The organism is Virgibacillus halotolerans (assembly GCF_016908515.1).
Classification (GTDB): Bacteria; Bacillota; Bacilli; order Bacillales; family Amphibacillaceae; genus Virgibacillus_M; species Virgibacillus_M halotolerans.
In genome coordinates this window covers 262,986-286,175 of sequence record NZ_JAFBEA010000001.1, presented here as the reverse complement: position 1 = coordinate 286,175, position 23,190 = coordinate 262,986, and the positions used below count along the sequence as shown (strand labels likewise).

The following is a 23,190-nucleotide window of genomic DNA, read 5'->3' as shown; positions in this document are numbered from 1 at the left end:
TTACTTTACCTCCTTTTTCAGCATAGGAAATCCAAGTCGTTCTCTCTCTGCAACATATGCTTTAGCAATATTTCTTGCCAAATGGCGTACCCTGGAAATATAGCCTGTTCTTTCCGTTACAGAAATAACACCCTTTGCATCCAGTAAATTAAAGGTGTGGGAACATTTTAATACATAATCATACGCGGGAAACACTAGTCCTTTTTCCATCGTCGCTTTAGCCTCTTGTTCATACATCGTGAATAATTCAAATAGCATATCTGTATTTGATGTTTCAAAGGTATAAGTGGAGTGCTCATATTCCGGTTGGAAGAATATATCCCTTACCGTTACACCGTTTGTCCATTCCAGATCAAAGACATTTTCTTTGTCCTGAATATAGGAGGCCAAGCGTTCTATTCCATAGGTTAATTCAACGGATACTGGGCTGGCATCCAATCCCCCGATTTGTTGAAAATAGGTGAATTGCGTTATTTCCATACCATCAAGCCATATCTCCCAACCCAAACCAGCTGCGCCTAATGTTGGATTTTCCCAATTATCTTCTACAAAACGGATGTCGTGTTTCAGTGGATCAATGCCAAGTACTTTCAACGATTCCAAGTACAAATCCTGGATGTTGTCTGGTGATGGCTTCATCACAACTTGAAACTGGTGATGTTGGTACAAACGGTTTGGGTTTTCCCCATACCGACCATCATTCGGTCTTCTAGATGGTTCAACATAAGCAACATTCCACGGTTCAGGACCAAGGCTACGCAATAATGTCATTGGGGACATGGTTCCTGCGCCCTTCTCAACGTCATACGCCTGCATAATAATACAATTGTGATCAGACCAATACTTTTGTAATGTTAAAATCATTTCCTGGATATTCACGTTTACGATACCTCCAATTTTTAAAAACAAAATACCCGCCCCTATGCCTGCTTCAATGTATGAATACAGACATAGGGACGGGTATTAATCCGCGGTTCCACCCTACTTGCTCTACCAGAATAGAGCCACTTTATACGTTATCGCTCAAGAGCGCCATTCCCCACGACTCTATTATTCGGCTCCCACGCTCCCGAACTCGCTGTGAATAAATATTCGTAAGTACTCTTCTCCATCATAGCTGCGTAATGTTTGTTCAATATGTAAAATAGTACCTTGTCCCATAGACTTTGTCAATAAAAACTGTCGATTGAGTTTATACTGATTTGCTGATGGATAAAAATAACTATCTTAACTTATCCAACTGGTTTAAAAACTTTCTTGACCTTAAATAATAACCGCCATATTGATCATAATACGCATCCAATATATCACGAAGCAGTTTTTTATTTTCCGGTTTAACAGAAATGGTTCCAACCTGACTTAATGCGACATTGGAACATATATTTAATAATTTTGCTGCAGCATTTGGCAACATTACTGCCTGCGGATCCAGATTCATGCAGCGTCTACATAGGAACCCGCCCTCTGCAATGGAAAAGGCAAAGGGGGTTTCTTTGCTTCCGCAATTACTACACTGATCAACGGTTGGCGCAAATCCTCCTTTGTGAAACAGCTTCAGCTCATACATCATAAGCGGAATATCCGCATCTTCATGCTCCTTTATCCAACTCATCGTTTGATACAGCTCATCAAACAGATAAACATCGGGGCTCTTAGTCTCCATTAGTTTATCGGTCAGCTCCGTCACATAGGCCGCGTATGCTGTTTTAATAATGTCTTCACGTATCGCACGAAAGGAATAAATCATTTCCCCTTGCTGAATCGTACTTAAGCCACTATTAACATAAACAAAGAGGCGAGCATAAATGAATGGCTGAGTCACAGCAGCCATTCTGCTTTTAGGCTTCTTAGCTCCCCTTGCGAGCGCAGTAAATTTACCGAGCTTTTTACTAATGATTGTTACTAATTTATGTGACTCCCCATAGTCCTGTGTTCTAATAATTAATCCATCAATTTTTTCGAGCACATTCTGTCACCTTTCCCGTTCATTCCCCTATGAAAAGCGCGTGCTTTTATGGTTTATTCGTTTACAATTTTGTTTCGATTGACAAGATATCTTTATGTTCATTCTGCTGTTGCTCCGTTGAATTTAAATCATTTTCTAACTCTTTTAATAATAAATAGGTTTCAATGTTTCCCGTCTGACTGAATATTTTCCAGGTAATGTCGACCACAAGAAACCCCACCTTTCTTTATCATGTTTGAAAATGTTACTCACTACTTAGAATGACCACTTGCATTAAAAACAATTAGTATAAAAATTTACCATCTTTAATATTCATCTTTACTATAACCGTATTCAGTCAAGCTACTTTGCCTGTTTCTCCAGTCTTTTTTCACCTTTACCCAGAGCTCCAAATATACTTTTGTTCCCAATAATCCTTCGATATCTTTGCGTGCTTCTTTCCCAATGTTTTTCAGCATGGATCCTTGCTTTCCGATTAATATTCCTTTTTGCGAACTTCTCTCTGTAATAATGGTTGCCTGAATATAAACCGCATTTGATTCTCTTTTTTCAACATTTTCCAAAACAACGGCAATGGAATGTGGTATTTCTTCTTTAGTTAAGTGCAGCACTTTCTCTCTGACGAACTCACTTATAATAAAACGTTCCGGATGGTCGGTTATTTGATCGGCCGGATAGTATTGTGGACCTTCCGGCAAATGTTGCTTTAACGTGTCAACCAAGTGAGCTACATTGTTCCCTGCCAATGCAGAGATAGGAATGATCTCTTCAAAATTACATTTATCTTTATACTGATCAATTAACGGAAATAAATCATCTGGATGAATCAGATCAATCTTATTGATAATAAGAAAGACTGGTTTTTTCACATTTTGCAGCCGATCCAAAATATATTGATCTCCTCGTCCATATCCTTCTTTTGCATCGATCATAAATAACACTACATCGACTTCATTCAAAGTGTTCTCAGCGATTTGCACCATGAAATCACCTAATCGATGTTTGGGTTTATGAATACCAGGTGTATCAATAAAAACAATTTGTGCATCCTTTTCCGTTAAAACACCTTGTATTTTATTTCTCGTTGTTTGTGCCTTATCACTCATAATTGCAATCTTTTGCCCAATAACTTGATTCATAAAGGTCGATTTCCCGACATTGGGTCTTCCGATGATCGTGATGAAACCTGATTTATAATGATTTTCCATGTTGTATCCTCCGTGAAGTTATTTCTTATAGTTTTATAATACTACAAATGAAGACGACTTTCATATAATCGACAAAAGCTTTAAAAAGATTATCTATTTCGTTAAAATAGCATATAATCCACGATACTTTACGACATCAATAACTAAAATGCAACAAGAAAAGCCCAAAACACTGTTGGGCTCTTAGAAAAGATGAAATAGTTTTGGGATAAAAATAAGTATACCTACGATTACAGCAACAGCTGCAGTAACTAAAACAGCCCCTGCTGCAATATCTTTAATCACTTTGGCCTGTGGGTGAATTTCAGGTTTAATATAATCAATCAGCATTTCAATTGCACTGTTAATTAGTTCTGTAACAAGCACCAGGCCAATCACTAAAATAATCGTTATCCATTCCAGCATAGATAAATGTAAAACGATACCGGCCGCAACAACTAAAACGGTTGCGGCAATGTGAATCTGAAAGTTTCTTTCCTGTTTTAAAGCTTCTACTATACCATTCCATGCGAAAGATAACCCAATTCCCTTCTTCTTACCTTTCAATGCCAAAGTCACCTAAATATGCTTCTTGTTTGGCAAACATGATTGTTTCATCCGCTTCTGTCATATGATCGTACCCAAGCAAATGAAGAAATCCATGAATGGTTAAAAACGCTAGTTCTCTTTCATAGGAATGATCATAATCTAACGCTTGTTCTTTTGCTCTATCAACAGAAATGACAATATCACCTAATGCTAATGGAATATCCTCACCAATAATATCTACCTCACCTTCAACAGATTCCTGCAAGGCGAAAGATATCACATCGGTAGGCATATCTTTTTGCCGATAGTTTCGATTTAACTCCTGTATTTCTTTATCATCTACAAAATTAACAGAAACTTCCGCTTCCTTTGTTACACCCTCTTTCTTTGCAGTGAAAATGATTAATCGTTGCAACAAATCAACATAATCAGTTGGTACAGATTTCGTATTATCATGGAAATCAATAAACATTATGCTTCCTCCTTCGTTGGATACTGTATTCTGGAATGGAATATTCCTTTCAGTGCTTTACAAATCGTGCGACGTGCAATTTTCAATTCTTCAAAGGTCAAAGGACTTTCATCCAACTGACCATCCAACACCCGATCCTGAATAATCGCTGATACAATTTCATCTATTTTTTCTTCTGTCGGCTCTTTTAAGGAACGGATGGCAGCCTCTACCGAATCACAAATACTGATAATTGCCGCCTCCTTTGTTTGTGGTTTTGGTCCAGGATAGCGGTAATCAGATTCCTTTACATTATTATTACCCTCTTTTTCCTTAAAATAAAAATATTTCAGCAACGTTGTTCCATGATGTTGTTTCGCAATGTCAATAATCTCTTTCGGTAGTTTATGCTTTTTCAGCATATCTGCGCCGTCATATGGGTGATTAATGATAATTTTTGCACTTTCCCCCGGCGGAATGTAATCATGTGGGTTATTTATCGCGACTTGATTCTCGATAAAATAATGCGGGCGTACTGTTTTCCCTATATCATGATAATAGGAACCAACTCTTGCAAGCAAACCATTTGCACCAACCGCATCACAAGCCGTCTCACTCAAATTTGCTACCATCACAGAATGATGATAGGTGCCTGGGGCTTCCGTCAAAATTTTCTTTAATAAGGGTTGATTCGGACTCGATAACTGTAATAGCTTGATATCGGATAAGATACCTAAGCCAGCTTCAAAAAATGGCAATAGACCGATCGTTAAAACCGCAGAAAGAAAAGCAGCACCGATTCCAAATCCTGATTTAATAAAGAAGTCAACCAACGTATATTTTTCAAAGGACAGGAATAAGAATAATAATACAGCTAGCATATTAACGATCGCCATACCGATACCCGACTTTAAAATAGCTAGTCGATCCTTTATATTGATTAAGAAAAAGATACCTGCCAATTGCGAAAAGAAGAAATAGGTTCCCGCTTCCATATTTAATGTTCCTGCGATTTCTCCATTAAAAATAATACTGCCCAGCATGGCATAAAGCCCTGCTAGAATAATCGCCAGTCGTTCGTTGATTAATAGCTTTACAAGCAAGACACCAGTCGCAATGGGAACAATATAAAATAATTCATTTCCTGAAGTAGTATATAAACTAACAATCTTCATGATGGTAACAACAATGAAACTAATAAACAAGACTGCTGTCAGGGTACCTTTATCCAGTTTATTTAAGATTGCCATTCTGTTCATTTCAAAAGTAATTACACCACAGATTAATAGAATAAATAAAGCCAAACCAATCACTGGATAAAGATTGCGGTCTTTATCCATCACACCAACTCGTTTAAGTTCCTCATAAATCTCATTTGTTATCGTATGCCCTTCCCTAACAATAACTTCTCCTGCTCTAATCACCACAGGTTCAACACTGCTGGCTGCTTCTTTTCTTGCATCACCGGTTTCATCTGCATCAAAGAAAGAATTTTCAACTACAGCAAATTTACCAAGATCGTTAAGTACCTCTTTAAATTTCTCATCTATCTTGGAATACTTAATACTCTCTTGTACATTGGCAGTAGCACTTTCCAAGTTTTCAGTTCGAACGCCATTGTCCAAGACTGCCTCTAGTGATGCTACAAGAAGGGCCTGACTAGCTTTACGCTCCTCTTTCGGCATTTCAACCAGTTGTGCTAATGTTCGATCATTAATAGCGTCAACAATATCCTCAGATAAGATTTGTTTGAGGCGCTGTACTTTTTCAGGGTTAGTTAACGGGACAGGCTCACTATCATCTTTCGTTTTTTTGTTTCTCTCTTTATTTTCTTCTTCTAGCGTAGAGACTGCATCAAATATTTCTTCTATATATTCAATGCGTTCCGCAGTAATTTCGCCTGAAATAGAGAACCTGTCTTCTACGGCCTGTACGGTTTCCCTTGTTTTTCGTGCAGTTTCCTGTTCATTTTCAATTGTAACAGGGGATCGTATCGTTTCTTTAGCAATATTAAAACGTTCTATATCGTATGTTTCGGTATGTACATTATTTAATGTGATTAAAAATAGAAAAATAGCTAAAAGACCTAAAGGAAATAAGATAATGATCCATTTGCTTTTCCAGCCTTTCATACACATCACCCCATCTATTATGGCATTAGATATAGAAATAAGACCCGTTTTTAAGGGGTCTTACCATTTCTTAACAGGATCAGGCTGCTTTTGATATGCCTCAATAATCCGTTGAACCAGTGGGTGCCTTACTACGTCTGTTTGATCCAAATATATAAATGAAATACCTTTCACATCTGTTAGTAAGTGACTAACAACCTGCAGACCAGAATTTATCCCTTTAGGTAAATCAATTTGTGTAATATCCCCCGTGATGATCATTTTCGAACCAAAACCTAAACGGGTCAAGAACATTTTCATTTGTTCAGGCGTTGTATTTTGCGCTTCATCCAGTATGACATAGGCATCATCCAATGTTCTCCCACGCATATAGGCCAATGGGGCAATTTCAATTGTTTCCCGTTCAATCAAACGCTGCGTATGCTCTGCACCTAAAACATCATGTAACGCGTCATACAATGGGCGGAGATAAGGATCTACTTTTTCCTTTAAATCCCCTGGTAAAAATCCTAAGCTTTCTCCCGCTTCTACTGCCGGGCGTGTCACAATTATTTTCTTTACATCACCGTTTTTCAATGCTTGAACAGCCATTACTACTGCTAAATAGGTCTTACCAGTCCCTGCTGGTCCAATGCCAAACACAAGATCATTCGCCTTCATTGCTGTGATATATTTTTTCTGTCCAAGTGTCTTTACGCGAATAGATTTTCCTTTCGCATTTTTCGTAATGACATCTTCAAACAGTGCTTCAAATTGTTGGATCTTACCTTCTACCGCCAAATCAACGGCATATACAACGTCACGCTCCGAAACAGTTAAACCTTTTCGTATTACTGCCAATAAAGTTAACAGAACTTCCTGTACATGTGCGATACTATCATCTGAACCTGATACTTGAACCTTTTCTCCTCTTGTAACAATCGAGACATTCAATTTCGCCTCGATTTGTTTCAGATACTTATCATTTGTACCGAATAAAGCCAATGCTTCACTCGTGTTTGTTAATTGCAGATCTATTTCAGTTAGGTTACCTGACATAATCAATCTCCTTGATTTTTATGTTCTTTTGTCGAGCTTTCAATAGGTTGTGATTGTATAATATTTTCCTCTACACTCATATATAAGTTTAGTTTAACTTTACCATGCTCACTCGTTTCATGCAAAACTTTTTCCGATAAAATGACAGCATCGGGACCTAATTCCAGTTGCAATTCTTGTTTAGCCTGCTCCATTCCAGCTATGATGGCCTCTCTTTTTGTTCTTTCTTCTTTATTATACATCTTTTCGCTCAACGTGGTGGAAACAATCCTTATCGGTAGCTCCCACTTTATGAAACGGATCGGATTTTCATCCGTTTCCCGGTGAATAGCGGCATATTCCGGTGTACCAAACCCCCATACAGGTAAACGAACTTTCCCGATTCGAATATCATATTTCTTCTCCCGATTTCCGGTTAATGTCTCTTTATTTGTATGCATTGGAACAGTGACAGCAACTTCGTACCACGTTGTCGCTGTAATATCTCCTTCTGCAGCAACATAATCAAGATGCTTATCATCCTGTGCGGTATCTTTGTTATCGCTTTTTAGCGATTCATCAATCACACCGGATACTAAGATATCACCCGGCTCCACGTAATCGTTGATCTGGACCATTGGAAGGCCCTTTATTACATACATTTTTTTAATAACACCTTTTTTTGTTGCAACTAGGTTTTGTGGCCCTTTTACTTTTTCCTTCTTTACAATTGTTTTTTCTACGCCTTCCAGGTTATAGGTTGTCCCTTTTTGGTCCACACCTACCCAGAGGAGTTCCGGAATATCATAGACCAGTTTTTGCTGGATGTCGCTTGGCGAATCCAGCGAAAAAATCCAGGAGCCGGAATGTATCCCATACTCATTTAATTGTTTGCTTATCTTCTCCTCAATATCTTTAGGGACACCAGTAATTTTAACTTCCCAAATAATATTGGATAAAAAAATAATTAGCATCATACTCAATAAAAAACCGGTCACCAATTGTTTATTTCTTAACAAATTTGATAGTACAAACGGCGAACCCTTCTTATGGAGAAATTTTAATTTATAATTTGTTTTTCTTCTTAATGCTTTCATGTATTTAATATCTTTTAATTTTATGTTTCCTTCACATGCATCAGCTGCCATCTTTTTTACATTCCACACTGCAATTCCTTTGCCATTACATTTTTGAAAAAATAGTTCTGGCATATTTCCTTTTACCAGAACAGTAACATATCCTTTTAAATAAGCTCCCTGTATATGCTTCATTTCCTCCTCCTTGATAAACTAATGGCTATCCGGTAAAAATTGAATATCCTTAATTGTACCTTCCAGTAGAATTTCCTTTGGTAGCATCATTTTCAAAACAAAAGAAGAACCGGTAATTTGGATATAGCCTTTGTTGGTTTTTAATTTAAGTTCGGAATCCGTATATGTGGCCAGCCCTTGATGGTTTTCAATATAAACATGAATTTGTCCGATAATCGTTATTCTTGGTAATTCAAGTATGACGTCAGAAGGTAGTGCAAAATATTTGATTAACCATGGTTTAATGCCTCGATGCCAGCTTTTCACTAATGCAGCCCCCTCTCATTCATATTTATGAAACAAATGAATAGATAAGAACCAAGAAAAAACGAAGTGCCTTGTTCGCCTTCAGACATAGATAAAAATGATATATTTCTGGACAACAAAAAAGCCACCAACAAGATAAGCTTGATTTGCTTACTTGTTAGTGGCTTTCTAATGTCTATTTATTTCGTTCATGGATGATGCTTTTATATGGTTTTTTCGCCCTTGGGGGCCCCATTACCTCGGCCATCACGATACTGTTAATTAAACCTTTTCTGCCTAAGTTGTTTTTCATCTGCTTTTTGAAGCGCACCGCTGTATGGGATTGATCCTGTTTCGGGTCACGTGCCCTTCCTCCGATGAACGCTTTATGAGAAGCCTTCTCTTGCCCTGCCTGTTTTGCATTTATTTTATACTTATTAGCAAACTGCTTCATCTGTTCCTTCTGCTGTTCCTCGATCGTTTTCATAGCAACTGTCTGCTGCTGTTCCGATCGCGTTGTACGAACATTTTCCTGCGGTTGCTGTCTCTGTTTATGCTCTTGCTGATGATGCTGCTTTGGTCGGGGAGTTCCCGATGGAGTCGCAGTTGGCCTCTGGTTATTTTGTGACTTTCTTTGCTGTTGCTTTTGCTTTTCCGTCTTATCCTTAAGAAAACCATAAATTCCAGCAATAATGACAATCACAATAAAGAAGTTATCAAAAATCCAATCCATCAAACCCCTCCTTTAAGCATCTTACTCGGATTATTCATCATCATCTTCGTCAGCGTGATCATGATTTCCTTTCGTTAATTTACCAATTGTGTCACGCATATCCGTATCTGCATCAATGTTTTTATAATTCATATAATCCATAACGCCTAAATTACCTGAGCGTAATGCTTCAGCAAGTGCTTTTGGTACTTCTGCCTCAGCTTCCACAACGTGTGCGCGCATTTCTTGTACTCTAGCAACCATTTCTTGTTCTTGTGCAACAGCCATTGCACGACGTTCTTCTGCTTTAGCTTGTGCAATGTTCTTATCTGCTTCAGCTTGGTCAGATTGTAGAATCGCACCAATGTTTTTCCCAATATCAACGTCAGCGATGTCAATTGATAAAATTTCGAATGCTGTTCCTGCATCCAAACCTTTGGCCAATACGGTATGAGAAATAGAGTCCGGATTTTCCAAAACCTTTTTATGTGTTTCTGAACTACCAATCGTACTTACTACACCTTCACCGACACGTGCAATAACCGTTTCTTCACCGGCACCACCGACAAGACGATCGATATTCGCACGCACAGTAATTCTAGCTAATGCTTTTACTTCAATACCATCCATAGCAATACCTGCGATAAATGGCGTTTCAATTACTTTTGGATTTACACTCATTTGTACTGCTTCCAGTACGTCACGGCCTGCAAGATCAATTGCAGCACCACGTTCAAATGGTAACGTAATATTAGCTCTGTGAGCTGCAATTAAAGCATTCACAACCCGGTCCACGTTACCTCCTGCTAAGTAGTGACTTTCAAGCTGCGTCGTCTCAACAGTTAATCCCGCTTTGTGTGCTTTAATGAGCGGATTAATTACTCGATTTGGTACAACGCGACGCAAACGCATTCCCACCAATGTTAACAAATTAACCTTCACGCCAGCCGCTAAAGCACTAATCCATAGTGTAACCGGAACAAACGTAAATAAAATGGCTATTGCGATTAAAATGACTGCGATAATAATAATCGGCATCAGATCATATAATTCCATGTAAATTCCTCCTAATTTTTATCTAATTTATATTATACATTAGATTTCTCTAACTACAATACGTGATCCTTCTACTTTTACAATTTTTATGGGTGTATCTTTTTCAAGAAAAACACCTTCGGAAACTACATCCAAACGTTCCTGATCGAATTCTGCGGTACCTGCAGGCCTTAATGGCGTAATTGCTACCCCTTCTAAGCCGATTAATTCCAAACGATTAACGGTTGATACATAGCCTAATTCTGTTGTTGTGCTACCTCTTAAAATAATATGTTTGAATAAACCACGTTCCATCCCCACCCACTTGAACAAAACAACAGCTGCAATGATTGCAACAACAAAAGCAATACTAATACTTAAAGCCATTTGACCAACATCGAATCCTGCCATAAACAAGGCACCGATAATAGCGCCGACACCAAGCAAACCAAGGATTCCCCCTGCCACAAAGAACTCTGCAACAATCAGTACAATACCCAGAGCCAGTAAAACAATTGTTTCCATTCCGGCAAGTCCTGCGATAATATGACCATAAAAGAATAATAGTAATGCAATCAATCCCATTGTACCCGGCACACCAAATCCCGGAGAGTATAATTCAACAATGAGCCCCAAGCTCGCTATCGAAAGCAAGATCGGGATAACTACCGGATTGGTTACAAATCTGGCAACTTCCTCGGCAAAACTTGTTTCAACTTCTTCTACAGTTGCATCTGACAAGCCTAACTCGCTTAATAATTCTGTACGGTGCTTAACAATCCCCTCAGCATATTTAACTTCTAACGCAGATGTAGGATCTAATGTTAAAAATTCTCCTTTGGCTGCACCATACTCCGGTAAATCGATCGATGGGTCTGCCATTGCGGCTGCATAGAGGGGGTCCCTCCCTTTGGACTCTGCAGCACTTTTCATTGCGGCAATCCAAGCAGACTGCGCCTTCTTATCTGCAGCATTCCCCTCCTGATCAATGACACCACTTGCCCCAATCGTTGCTTGTGGCTTCATATAAATAGTATCCGTATTTAATGCGATATAAGAACCTGCGGATAAAGCTTGGTTTACGATAAAGGATGTAGTTGGAATTTCCAGATTTTGCAGCAACTTCGCAATTTGACCTGCAGAATCAACACGCCCACCTGGGGTGTCAATTTCAAAGATGATATGGTCTGCGCCAGCTTCTTCCGCTTCTTCTGTAGCTCGGATCAGGAATGCTTCCAGACCGCGCTCCACCTCTTTCTCAATCGGGATAACATAAACCAATTTTCCATCACCAGTATCAGCAGCCTGCGCACTTTTCTCCGGCATGCCTGAAATAGTAAGGTACACAATTCCTGTCAATAATAGTATGTATATGGCGATTTTATTTCTTAACAATACAATCACCCCCTTTTACAGCTTCTATATTCATACGATCATTGCGTGTAAATGGTTTCATATTTTATCGCATCATACAATGCTAACCCATTAAATAGTATCATAATCAGTTAGTTTGATGATACCATTCTATTCATGTTATTAAAAACAATATTGTTATTTTCATATGAAAGGACCCTTGCCATACTTGACAAGGATCCTCTATTTGCAGATAGGGAAGTGCAAAACTTTCCTATCTGCATAAGCGCAACTAAGGCGTTCGCCATTATAGACTTGCGAACGCCAAGTTTTCTAATAAAATTAATTTAATATACGTTGAACCATTTCTTTTATATGAGAGCCGTCTGCTTTACCCTTAACCTTAGGCATTACTGCACTCATTACTTTACCCATATCTTTTTTGGATGTTGCATTTACTTCTTGAACTGTTGATTGGACGATTGCTTCGAGTTCTTCCATTGTGAGCTGCTTTGGCATATATACCTGTAAAATTTCCAATTCTTCTTCCAGTTTCTTAACAAGGTCATCTCGTCCAGCTGCTTTGAACTCTTGGAGGGAATCCCTTCTTTGTTTAACTTCTCTGGATAGGATTGTTAACTCTTCTTCTTCAGAAAGGGTATCATTACCGAGCTTTATCGATTCATTCTGTATGGCTGCTTTCACCATGCGAATGACGTTCAATGTTTGTTTATCTTTGTCTCTCATCGCTTGCTTCATATCCTGATTTAAACGTTCAAGTAACGTCATGCGTTTGCACCCTCTTTAGAATTTACGCTTTCTAGCAGCTTCAGATTTCTTTTTACGACGAACGCTAGGTTTTTCATAGTATTCACGCTTACGATATTCTGATAGTGTACCACTTTTTGACACACTACGTTTAAAGCGACGAAGAGCATCCTCAAGAGACTCGTTTTTACGAACGCGAGTTGAATTTGACATGCTAATTTCCCTCCCTCCGAAGCACAAAACAAGATTGTTCAGACATATACATAACTACCATATGCCTTAATAAAGTATAATATAATACGACTTGCAGGTCAACTGAATATCATATTTTTATACATTTTTATTTTTTTAATAATCTGCATTTCCTTTATTACCATTCACAATATCAATTCCTGCGCTAGCGCCTATACGTGTTGCGCCGGCCTCAATCATCGCTTTCGTTGTTAACAGATCACGAACGCCGCCAGATGCTTTAACACCCATTTTTTCGCCAACCGTTTGGCGCATTAATTTAACATCTTCAACCGTTGCACCGCCACCGGAAAACCCTGTAGAGGTTTTTACAAAGTCGGCACCTGCTGCTTTTGCTAATTGACAGGCGCGCACTTTCTCATCATCTGTTAATTGTGAGGTCTCGATAATAACTTTTGTAAGTGCTTTGTCTTTCGCGGCATTTACAACTGCTTCGATATCCTGTCTTACCACTTCATCATGGTTTGATTTTAGTTCACCGACATTAATCACCATGTCAACCTCTGTGGCACCGTCTTCGATAGCCTGTTTCGTTTCAAACACCTTTACAGCTGTAGATGTAGCACCTAATGGAAATCCAATCACTGTACAAACTTTCACCGGTGTATCCTGTAAATTTTCGTAAGCATATGGCACCCAATATGGATTTATACAAACAGAGGCAAACTCATATTCCTTTGCCTCATCAATAATTTGTTTGATTTTTTCCTTCGTTGTGTCCTGTTTTAATTGTGTATGGTCAATATATTTAGCTAATTCTTGTGACATGATTAACGTCCTCCCTATGCATTATTATATATTGGCAAATAAACCTGGCCAAATTACCAGGTTTAAGCTTTACTATACAGTAGCATGTGTTGCACTTTCCATGATACGTACGAATGTGCCTTCATTATACGGATAACCCGCCTTTGTCAGTTTCACACGAACAATTTTTCCGATCATTTCCGGTGTACCCGCAAAGCGTACTTTCAAATAATTGTCTGTGTAACCGACTAGCATTTCAGGATGATTATCATCAAGAATACGTTCCTCAGGAATCACTTCCAATACCTCATCTTCAAACTGGGAAGCATATTCTTTTGCCAATTGATCTGATAGCTCAATTAATCGATGTACACGTTCATTTTTTAGGTCTTCATCTACTTGATCCTTCATCCGTGCAGCTGGTGTACCTGTACGTCGGGAAAACGGGAACACATGTAGTTCCGAATAACCGACTTCTTTAATAAAATTATAGGTTTCCATAAATTCTTTGTCTGTTTCTCCCGGGAATCCAACGATAACATCAGAAGTAATCGCCAAATCAGGAAGTGCTTTACGGATTTTGTTAACTTTTTCTTTATAGAATGCACTGGAATACTTTCTGCGCATTCTGCCTAAAACCGTATCCGATCCGGACTGCAAAGGAATGTGTAAATGGCGTACAATTTTTTCCGATCGATCCAGTGCTTCGATGACTTCATCTGTAATTTGACTTGCTTCAATCGAAGAAATTCTAATACGTTTTAATCCATCTACCTTTGTTTCCAGATCATGGAGTAGCATTGCGAAGTTATAATCTTTCATATCTTCTCCATAACCGGCAGTATGGATTCCCGTTAAGACGATTTCTTTGTAGCCGGCGTCAACTAATTTTTGTGCCTGTAACACAACACTTTCAGGGTCTCTTGATCTTAGCAGACCACGTGACCATGGAATAATACAGAAAGTACAGAAGTTGTTGCATCCCTCTTGAATTTTAAGTGATGCCCGTGTGCGGTCAGTAAATTCTGGTACATCCATTTCCTCAAACACACGGTTTTTCATAATATTGGTTACACCGTTGATCGGCTCTCTTGTTTTTTGGTGTTCTTCAATATAACCGATCATTTTTTTACGATCTTGTGTACCGACAACAATATCTACACCGGGTATTTCCATAATCTCTCCTGGTGATGTTTGTGCATAACACCCTGTTACACAAACAATTGCCTCTGGGTTTTTACGGACGGCACGGCGAATGATTTGTCTGCTTTTTTTATCACCGGTATTGGTAACCGTGCATGTATTAATCACATAGACATCCGCGTCATGGTCAAAGTCCACACGTTCATAGCCATTATCCATAAACATGCGCCAAATACCTTCTGTTTCATAATGGTTCACCTTACATCCTAATGTATGAAATGCTACTGTTGACATTCATTACACCCCAATTCTTCAAAATGGTAAGAAATACTTGCTAACACATACATTGCCGCTGTTTCTGTTCTTAAAATCCGTGGACCTAATCGGACAGAATAAAAGCCCGCTTCCCGTAATTTTTCTGCCTCCTGGGTAGAAAACCCGCCTTCAGGACCGATACAGACCAATACGTGCTGTTTATCATTCACTTTCTGAATAACTGTTCCAAAAGATTCGTGATCAGCTGTCTTAGCCTCTTCTTCATAAGCGAAAAGTTTCACATCAAAATGCTGGCTTTCTTCGATCAGACTGGACAGGTTCATCGGTTGTTTGATCTCGGGAATACGATTTCGATGACTTTGTTCACTTGCTTCCTTAACAATTTTACCGAATCGCAGCATTTTTTTATCTATCTTTTTATTATCCCACACAACGACAGAACGCTCGGCCTGAAAAGGTATAAAAGCATGGGCGCCAAGCTCTGTCCCCTTTTGCAGAATCAAGTCCAATTTATCCCCTTTTGGCAAGCCTTGAGCAATTGTCACAAGAACCGGCAATTCCGTGGATTCTTCCAGCCATTCTACAACGCGGCTTTGAATTGCCTCTGCCTCTATCTCAGTAATGGTACATACAGCTGCTTGGCCGTCCGGATGATTACATATAATCCTATCGCCTATTTTATACCGCATGACTCTAGTTATATGGTGAATATCATCTCCTGTAATTACAACCTCATGTGCCTGCCAATTTGCTGTAGGAACAAAATACCGCTGCATCGCTAACACCCACTTTTTTTAAGAAGCTTTCTATTTTAAGCCTTTTTAGCTACGATTGAAATCCAGTCTTCCATTTCATTGATTTCCAAGATTGTAAATCCTTGCTGCTTCAATTCATCAATGACGAATTGTTTCTTATCCTGAATAATGCCTGAAGTAATAAACAAGCCATTATCTTCAAGATTATTCCATGCATCTGCAACAAATTTAACGATAATCTCCGCTAATATATTTGAAACGATCACATTCGCTTTGATAGCAACATGCTCCAGTAAATTATTTTGTTTTGCCTCTATTTTATCCTTTAAGTGATTTAATTCGGCATTGATTCTCGTACTATTAACAGCTACATCATCTAAATCATAGGCATAGACATACTTGGCACCAAGCAATGCGGATGCAATACTTAACACGCCAGAACCTGACCCAACATCAATGACCACATCTTCCTGCGCCAAATATTGCTCCAACGCTTGGATACTTAAAATGGTTGTTGGATGGGTGCCTGTACCAAATGCCATACCGGGATCTAGTTCAATAATAATCTCATCAGCACTTGGTTCATAGTCTTCCCATGTTGGTACGATCGTAACATTTTCTGATATTTTGACAGGTTTATAATACTTTTTCCATGCGGTAGCCCAATCTTCTTCATCAATTTCCGTTAGCGTAACATAATTCTTGCCTATGTTAATTTCATAGTTCGGCAAATAGCTTACTTTTCCTTTGATTTTCTCAACTGTTTCCTCAAAAACATCGTTCATGGGAAGATAAGCTTTTACATATACGCCTTCCTCTGGATAATCAGCTGGGTTCAATTCGAAGATTTCACCGAATGTGCTTTCACGTTCCTTCTTTAAATCTAATGGGTCTTCAATAACAAGACCACTTGCACCAGATTCATGCAAAATATGCGAAATTGGTTCTACTGCTTCGTTTGTTGTTTGAATGCAAAGTTCCGACCACTTCATTTCGATCCACCCATTTCCTTGAAAAACATTATGTAGACGATGTTAGCGTACAACATCGTCAATCATTCTTAAACGCTTTTTTAAAACGTTGAAAAATAGAGCTTTCTTGTTCATTGATCTTTTCATGACCACCAATATCATTAAATTCACGTAGTAATTCTTTTTGCCTGTCAGTCAGCTTGGTCGGTGTTACAACTTTAACTAAGATATGTTGGTCACCATGACCATATCCGCGAACGTTAGGGGAACCTTTACCCTTCATGCGGAAGGTTTTACCTGATTGTGTTCCCGCAGGAATCTTCAGCATCACTTTACCATGTACGGTTGGCACTTCCACTTCGTCACCTAACGCTGCCTGAGAATAGGTCAACGGAATTTCACAGTAAATGTGGTCGCCTTGTCGCTCGAAAAATTCATGTGGTTTAACCTGGATAACTACGAAAAGATCTCCCGCAGGACCCCCGTTAACTCCAGGTTCACCTTTTCCGGAAACGCGAATTTGCTGACCTTCATCAATACCAGCTGGGATATTAATATGAATGGTTTTATTTTTCTTCACTTTACCAGTTCCGCTACAAGTCGTACATTTTTCTGGAATGATTTTACCAGTACCTTGACAATGATGACAAACGCGACGATTAACCACTTTTCCAAATGGTGTGTTTTGTTCTTCATTCAACTGGCCGGAACCATGACAATAAGAACATGTTTTCACTTTTGTTCCTGGCTTTGCACCAGAACCATTACAAGTATCACACGTCTCTTCCTTTGGTATTGTAATATCTGTCTCTTTACCAAAAATAGCTTCTTCAAAATCAAGTACCATTGTATACTGTAAATCTGCCCCTTGTTGCGGTGCATTTGGATCACGTCTGCGTCCACCACCGCCGCCAAAGAACATATCAAATATATCTCCAAAGCCACCGAAGTCCTGTGCACCACCACCGAATCCACCGCCAAAGCCTTGACTTTGTGGACCTGCATGACCAAATTGATCATATTGCGCACGTTTTTGCTCGTCACCTAATACTTCGTAGGCTTCTTTTGCTTCCTTAAATTTATCTTCAGCATCGTTCTCTTTATTCACATCAGGGTGATACTTTCTGGCTAATTTACGATATGCTTTCTTTACTTCTTCCTTTGAAGCGTCCTTACCAACACCGAGCACATCATAATAATCACGTTTACTCACTTGTAATTCACTCTCCCGCTACACTACTTTCATAAGGTTAATCTTATCATTATTTATTCCATGAAGGCAAATAATGATAAAATAATTCAGTAAAAAAGTCAAAGTCAAGAGAATCCTGACTTTGACTTTTAAACATGGACCTATAGTGTTTTATTTTTTATCTTCTTTATCTTCTTCGTCATCGACTTCTTTGTAATCTGCGTCAACAACATCTTCACCGTCTTGTTCGCCTTGTTCACCTTCACCCTGTTCTGCTTGCGCATCCTGGGCCATTTGTTCATATAGTTTAACAGATAACTGTTGTACTTGTTCTTCTAACGCTTCTTTTTTCTCTTTAATTTGATCTAAGTCATCAGATTCAATTGCAGATTTAAGTTCTTCTTTTGCAGCTTCCGCTTTTTCTTTTTCTTCATCAGAAACTTTATCGCCTAAATCTTTGATTGTTTTATCTGTTGTAAAGATAAGTTGATCTGCTTCATTACGAAGTTCAATTTCTTCACGACGTTTTTTATCTGCTTCTGCGTTCTCTTCCGCATCTTGCACCATTTTTTCCACTTCTTCGTCAGAAAGTCCTGATGAAGATTTAATAGTAATCGATTGTTCTTTGTTTGTTCCTTTATCTTTGGCACGAACATTTACGATACCATTTGCATCAATATCGAATGAAACTTCGATTTGCGGAACGCCTCTTGGTGCTGGTGGGATATCCGTTAATTGGAAACGGCCAAGCGTTTTGTTATCTGCTGCCATTTCACGTTCCCCTTGCAACACATGAATGTCCACGGCTGTTTGGTTGTCTGCAGCTGTTGAGAACACTTGTGAAGCACTTGTTGGAATCGTTGTGTTACGTTCGATTAATTTAGTGGATACACTACCCATTGTTTCGATTCCAAGCGATAATGGTGTAACGTCAAGTAATACGACATCTTTCACATCACCTTGTAATACCCCACCTTGGATAGCTGCTCCAAGTGCGACCACTTCATCCGGGTTCACACCTTTAGAAGGATCATGTCCAATTTCACGTTTAATAGCTTCTTGTACAGCAGGAATTCGTGTAGAACCCCCAACTAATAATACTTTATGGATTTCGTTAGCAGCCAAATTAGCGTCTGAAAGTGCTTTACGCGTAGGAACCATCGTGCGTTCTACCAAATCAGATGATAGTTCTTCGAATTTTGCACGACTTAGTGTCATTTCAAGATGCAATGGTCCTGCTTCACCAGCAGTAATAAACGGTAATGAAATTTGAGTTTGGGATACACCTGAAAGATCTTTTTTCGCTTTTTCAGCAGCATCTTTCAAACGTTGTGTAGCCATTTTATCTTTTGACAAGTCAATACCATTTTCTTTTTTAAATTCCTGTACCATATGGTCAATTACGACTTGGTCAAAGTCATCCCCACCAAGGCGGTTATCACCAGCAGTAGAAATAACTTCAAATGTACCATCACCGATGTCAAGGATGGATACGTCAAATGTACCGCCACCAAGGTCATAAACAAGAATCGTATGGTCTTGGTCATCTTTATCAATACCATATGCAAGTGCTGCTGCAGTTGGTTCGTTTATGATACGTTCTACTTCAAGACCAGCAATAATTCCAGCATCCCTTGTAGCTTGACGTTCAGCATCATTGAAGTAAGCTGGAACAGTGATGACGGCTTTTTCTACCTTTTCACCAATGTAATCTTCCGCATATGATTTAATGTGTTGCAGGATAATAGCCGATACTTCCTGTGGTGTATATTCTTTATCGTCAATTTTCACTTTAAAATCTGTACCCATGTGACGTTTGACCGATTGAATTGTGTCAGGATTTGTAATCGCTTGACGCTTTGCTACTTCACCTACTTGTCTTTCCCCATTTTTAAATGATACAACAGAAGGTGTCGTACGATTGCCCTCCGGGTTAGGGATAACAACCGATTCCCCACCTTCCATCACTGATACACATGAATTTGTTGTTCCTAAGTCAATACCAATAATTTTACTCATTCTTAACTTCCTCCTTAACGACTGTAAAATTCAAATTTATTTATTTACTTTAACCATTGCTGGTCTAATAACACGATCTTTTAGCATGTACCCTTTTTGCATTTCTTCAACAACGATATTGGATTCCATCTCGTCGTCCTCAATTTGCATGACGGCATGATGTATATTAGGATCAAACGTTTTTCCTACTGATTCGATCGCTTCAACACCCTGGGATTTCAATGCATCGACCAACTGGCGGTGCACCATTGTAATTCCTTCTATCAAGCTTGAAGTTGCATCCGTAACCTCGACTTGCAATGCTCTTTCAAAGTTGTCCATAGCCGGAAGTAATTCTGTGGCTATGTCTTGCGCTTTATACTTACGGTCAGCTTCCTTTTCTTTTTGTGAACGTTTTTTAAAGTTATCAAACTCTGCTTGTAAGCGAAGTGTTTTTTGATACATTTCATCTTTTTCCTGTTGAAGGGATTCAATTTCCTTTTGCAATGATGCTACTTCATTTTCCTCATCAGAAACATTCTGATCTTCCGCAGCGTCAATCACTTCCATACCCTCTGACGCTTCAGCAGTATTTGTTTCCTCTTCAGTCACCGTATCTTTACCATGTTCCTCCATACTTACACCTCCAATATAAACTAAAGCATTAAGCAGGCGTTGTTACCTGTTAAATAGCTTAGATTGCGATTAAATAGCCATTTAAGACTATACCACGAATAGCAGTTGAAATAAACTACCAAGCACATTTATAGAGCAATGTGCAGCCTGGGATTATTCATTATTTTTGTACCACATATCTAATGCATCGGTCATTTCGTTAGAAAGTACGTGAAGTAAAGTAATTACTTTTCTGTACTCCATCCTAGTAGGACCAAGCAATGCAATAGTACCCATTTGATTTTCACCCAGCTGATAAGAAGCAGTGATTAAGCTTAAATCCTTAATCGCTTCTGCCTTATTTTCATTTCCAATGGTAACCTTTATGCCATCTTTCGTGCGTTTGATCAGGCTCGCCATTTTATCCTCATTTTCTATCATAGAAAAGAAGGAACGAATTTTGTCTACATCATTAAATTCAGGCTGCATTAAAATGTTTGATTTTCCACCTATATATAATTTCACGGGATGTTCATTAAAGAATATCTCCTTTAAATAATCATAGGATTTGTCGAAATCACGTATATATTTCTGCATTAATGATGTGATTTCTGTCTGAAATACTTCGGACAAACGGATGATCGAGACACCTTGCAGTTTTTCATTTAAAATGTTGACCATTTTCTCCAGATCAGCCGGATTCATCTCGATTGGGATCGAAAATGAGCGATGCTCCACATGCCCGGTATTCGTTACCAGAATTGCAACAGCAGTATGGTCTGATAGCGCGATAATCTGGATTTGCTTAAGCTTTGTTTCAACTAATTCCGGACCTAAAATGATTGATGTATAATTTGTCAATTTAGATAGTACTTCAGCAGACATCTGTACAAGCTGCTCAAATTCAAAGAAACCATCTTGAATAACATGTTTAATGACATTGACACCAGCATCCTCCGGAATAGGAGCCATTAAATGATCCACATAATAACGATACCCTTTTTCTGATGGTATTCGCCCTGAGGAAGAATGCGTTTTTTCTAAAAAACCCATTTCCTCCAGATCTGCCATTTCATTTCTAATTGTTGCTGCACTAAATGGTATTTTACCATTTTTGGAAATTACTCGTGAGCCAACGGGATGCGCCGACTCAATGAAATCATCAATAATGACTTGTAAGATCAGTAACTGTCTTTGGGTTAACATGATGATCACCTCTGTTAGCACTCTTACCTTCCGAGTGCTAATACTATTAATAAATTATCAAATCCTTATTTTTTTGTCAATCAACTTGTACTAAGTCGGAATCTTCTAATAAGAACTTCTCAAATACATCATTCGCCAATAGCTTGCCCTGATCAGTCAATTGAATGATTTGCCCATTTTCCGCAAGCAAACCTTCCTGCACCAATCCTGCAATTGACCGCTTATATAATGCATTCAGTGAAAATCCATATTTTTTCTCAAAGTGGATTTTATTAACACCTTCCATTTTCCGCAAGCCGAGAAACATTTCTTCTTCAAGCTGTTCTTTCAAACCAATTTTATCGACATGCAGTACTGGCTTACCATCCGCCATTGCCTGCTTCGTATAGGCCGGTAATGGACGAAGGTTAATAAAACGTTTCCCTGGTAAATAGCCTGACGCACCTGCGCCAAGTCCATAATAATATTCATTGTTCCAATAGGTGAGATTATGTTTACTTTCAGATCCAGGTTTTGCGAAGTTACTAATTTCGTATTGAAGTATACCGTTTTTCGTCATCGTATCTTTTAAAATATGGTACATTTCCACTTCGTCTTCTTCCGGCGGACGTGGCAGTTTCCCTTTTTTATGACGTTGATAGAAAACGGTTTTCGGTTCAATTTGCAATGCATACGTTGAATAATGCGGTAATTGAAATGATACAGCCTCATCCAATGATGTTTTAAATTGTTCTACCGTTTGGTTTGGCAGTGCATAGATTAAATCCAGACTAATATTGGAGAGGTTTTGCTGATGTAATTGGTCAATCGTTTGGTATACATCACTTACTTTATGCAATCTGCCCAGCGCTTCAAGCATTTGATCATCCAACACCTGTACACCCAACGATATGCGATTCACACCAAAGTCCTTAAGTAGTTTGGCTTTTTCTTTATCAAAATCACCTGGGTTTGCTTCTATCGTAAACTCCTCACAATTAGCCACATCAAATTTCCGATTAATAACGGTCAACAATGAACGTAATTGTTCTATATTTAAAGCAGTTGGTGTACCGCCGCCAATATAAATCGTTTTTACTTTATTATGTTCTCCAGACACGTTCACATTTATTTCGTTCGTAAGTGCCTCTATATAGTCAGTTGCTAATTGTTCATTGTAAAAGAACTTCGTAAAATCACAGTAATGACAAATTTGCTGACAAAATGGAATATGAATATATGCAGCGTTTATCATAAAAATCCTCCTTTTTCGTGCGGGAAGTGCGGTTCGAGCGACAACCAAAAGAAAAGGGAAAAACTTTACAGCTAT

24 protein-coding genes and 1 other annotated feature are annotated in these 23,190 nt (G+C 38.7%); all 24 genes read right to left on the bottom strand.

What is annotated here, in order from left to right:
• The 24 genes from glyQ to hemW all read right to left on the bottom strand — a co-directional run bounded on the left by glyQ (position 1) and on the right by hemW (position 23,115).
• Positions 1 to 879: a glycine--tRNA ligase subunit alpha gene (gene glyQ, locus JOC34_RS01445; protein WP_205135901.1), complete on the bottom strand. Its 879-nt coding sequence runs from the start codon at positions 877 to 879 to the stop codon at positions 1 to 3.
• 70 nt (positions 880 to 949) lie between these two features.
• Positions 950 to 1,124: a binding site (T-box leader), on the bottom strand.
• A 98-nt stretch (positions 1,125 to 1,222) separates the two neighbouring features.
• On the bottom strand, positions 1,223 to 1,966 hold the full coding sequence (gene recO / locus JOC34_RS01440; protein WP_205134929.1) for a DNA repair protein RecO: 744 nt from the start codon (positions 1,964 to 1,966) through the stop codon (positions 1,223 to 1,225).
• 61 nt (positions 1,967 to 2,027) lie between these two features.
• Positions 2,028 to 2,174: a YqzL family protein gene (locus JOC34_RS01435; RefSeq protein ID WP_205134928.1), complete on the bottom strand. Its 147-nt coding sequence runs from the start codon at positions 2,172 to 2,174 to the stop codon at positions 2,028 to 2,030.
• 97 nt (positions 2,175 to 2,271) lie between these two features.
• On the bottom strand, positions 2,272 to 3,174 hold the full coding sequence (gene era / locus JOC34_RS01430; RefSeq protein WP_205134927.1) for a GTPase Era: 903 nt from the start codon (positions 3,172 to 3,174) through the stop codon (positions 2,272 to 2,274).
• 183 nt (positions 3,175 to 3,357) lie between these two features.
• Positions 3,358 to 3,720, bottom strand: coding sequence for a diacylglycerol kinase family protein (locus JOC34_RS01425; RefSeq protein ID WP_205134926.1), 363 nt, complete (start codon positions 3,718 to 3,720; stop codon positions 3,358 to 3,360).
• A complete protein-coding gene (gene ybeY / locus JOC34_RS01420; RefSeq protein WP_205134925.1) occupies positions 3,710 to 4,174 on the bottom strand; it encodes an rRNA maturation RNase YbeY in 465 nt (154 codons plus the stop codon). The genes JOC34_RS01425 and ybeY overlap by 11 nt, the downstream gene beginning before the upstream one ends.
• Entirely contained in the window at positions 4,174 to 6,285 is a 2,112-nt protein-coding gene (locus JOC34_RS01415) for an HD family phosphohydrolase (protein WP_239544024.1), read from the bottom strand. The genes ybeY and JOC34_RS01415 overlap by 1 nt, the downstream gene beginning before the upstream one ends.
• A 60-nt stretch (positions 6,286 to 6,345) precedes the next feature.
• Positions 6,346 to 7,323: a PhoH family protein gene (locus JOC34_RS01410; RefSeq protein ID WP_205134923.1), complete on the bottom strand. Its 978-nt coding sequence runs from the start codon at positions 7,321 to 7,323 to the stop codon at positions 6,346 to 6,348.
• A gap of 2 nt (positions 7,324 to 7,325) precedes the next feature.
• On the bottom strand, positions 7,326 to 8,573 hold the full coding sequence (yqfD, locus tag JOC34_RS01405; protein WP_205134922.1) for a sporulation protein YqfD: 1,248 nt from the start codon (positions 8,571 to 8,573) through the stop codon (positions 7,326 to 7,328).
• A gap of 18 nt (positions 8,574 to 8,591) precedes the next feature.
• Positions 8,592 to 8,879 carry a sporulation protein YqfC gene (yqfC, locus tag JOC34_RS01400; protein WP_205134921.1) on the bottom strand — a complete coding sequence of 96 codons (288 nt, stop codon included), beginning with the start codon at positions 8,877 to 8,879 and terminating at the stop codon, positions 8,592 to 8,594.
• Positions 8,880 to 9,054: 175 nt separating this feature from the next.
• Positions 9,055 to 9,591: a hypothetical protein gene (locus tag JOC34_RS01395; RefSeq protein WP_205134920.1), complete on the bottom strand. Its 537-nt coding sequence runs from the start codon at positions 9,589 to 9,591 to the stop codon at positions 9,055 to 9,057.
• Positions 9,592 to 9,621: 30 nt separating this feature from the next.
• On the bottom strand, positions 9,622 to 10,626 hold the full coding sequence (gene floA, locus JOC34_RS01390) for a flotillin-like protein FloA (RefSeq protein ID WP_205134919.1): 1,005 nt from the start codon (positions 10,624 to 10,626) through the stop codon (positions 9,622 to 9,624).
• A 39-nt stretch (positions 10,627 to 10,665) separates the two neighbouring features.
• A complete protein-coding gene (locus JOC34_RS01385; protein WP_420856087.1) occupies positions 10,666 to 12,000 on the bottom strand; it encodes an NfeD family protein in 1,335 nt (444 codons plus the stop codon).
• A 300-nt stretch (positions 12,001 to 12,300) separates the two neighbouring features.
• Positions 12,301 to 12,747: a GatB/YqeY domain-containing protein gene (locus tag JOC34_RS01380; protein ID WP_205134918.1), complete on the bottom strand. Its 447-nt coding sequence runs from the start codon at positions 12,745 to 12,747 to the stop codon at positions 12,301 to 12,303.
• A 15-nt stretch (positions 12,748 to 12,762) separates the two neighbouring features.
• Positions 12,763 to 12,939, bottom strand: a complete 177-nt coding sequence (gene rpsU / locus JOC34_RS01375) for a 30S ribosomal protein S21 (RefSeq protein WP_205134917.1) — start codon at positions 12,937 to 12,939, stop codon at positions 12,763 to 12,765.
• Between the two features lie 135 nt (positions 12,940 to 13,074).
• Positions 13,075 to 13,746 (bottom strand): deoxyribose-phosphate aldolase, encoded by a 672-nt coding sequence (gene deoC / locus JOC34_RS01370; protein WP_205134916.1) that lies wholly within the window; start codon positions 13,744 to 13,746, stop codon positions 13,075 to 13,077.
• A gap of 72 nt (positions 13,747 to 13,818) precedes the next feature.
• Positions 13,819 to 15,162 (bottom strand): tRNA (N(6)-L-threonylcarbamoyladenosine(37)-C(2))-methylthiotransferase MtaB, encoded by a 1,344-nt coding sequence (gene mtaB, locus JOC34_RS01365; protein WP_205134915.1) that lies wholly within the window; start codon positions 15,160 to 15,162, stop codon positions 13,819 to 13,821.
• Entirely contained in the window at positions 15,150 to 15,920 is a 771-nt protein-coding gene (locus JOC34_RS01360) for a 16S rRNA (uracil(1498)-N(3))-methyltransferase (RefSeq protein ID WP_205134914.1), read from the bottom strand. Before JOC34_RS01360 ends, mtaB begins: the two co-directional genes overlap by 13 nt.
• 35 nt (positions 15,921 to 15,955) lie before the next feature.
• Entirely contained in the window at positions 15,956 to 16,891 is a 936-nt protein-coding gene (gene prmA, locus JOC34_RS01355) for a 50S ribosomal protein L11 methyltransferase (RefSeq protein ID WP_205134913.1), read from the bottom strand.
• A 58-nt stretch (positions 16,892 to 16,949) separates the two neighbouring features.
• Positions 16,950 to 18,083 carry a molecular chaperone DnaJ gene (gene dnaJ / locus JOC34_RS01350; protein WP_205134912.1) on the bottom strand — a complete coding sequence of 378 codons (1,134 nt, stop codon included), beginning with the start codon at positions 18,081 to 18,083 and terminating at the stop codon, positions 16,950 to 16,952.
• Positions 18,084 to 18,233: 150 nt separating this feature from the next.
• Entirely contained in the window at positions 18,234 to 20,081 is a 1,848-nt protein-coding gene (gene dnaK / locus JOC34_RS01345; RefSeq protein WP_205134911.1) for a molecular chaperone DnaK, read from the bottom strand.
• A gap of 36 nt (positions 20,082 to 20,117) precedes the next feature.
• The gene (gene grpE / locus JOC34_RS01340) at positions 20,118 to 20,696 is read right to left on the bottom strand and encodes a nucleotide exchange factor GrpE (protein WP_205134910.1); all 579 of its coding nucleotides are present in this window, start codon (positions 20,694 to 20,696) and stop codon (positions 20,118 to 20,120) included.
• 153 nt (positions 20,697 to 20,849) lie between these two features.
• The gene (gene hrcA, locus JOC34_RS01335; protein WP_205134909.1) at positions 20,850 to 21,881 is read right to left on the bottom strand and encodes a heat-inducible transcriptional repressor HrcA; all 1,032 of its coding nucleotides are present in this window, start codon (positions 21,879 to 21,881) and stop codon (positions 20,850 to 20,852) included.
• A gap of 76 nt (positions 21,882 to 21,957) precedes the next feature.
• Positions 21,958 to 23,115, bottom strand: coding sequence for a radical SAM family heme chaperone HemW (hemW, locus tag JOC34_RS01330; protein ID WP_205134908.1), 1,158 nt, complete (start codon positions 23,113 to 23,115; stop codon positions 21,958 to 21,960).
• Between the last annotated feature and the right edge of the window lie 75 nt (positions 23,116 to 23,190).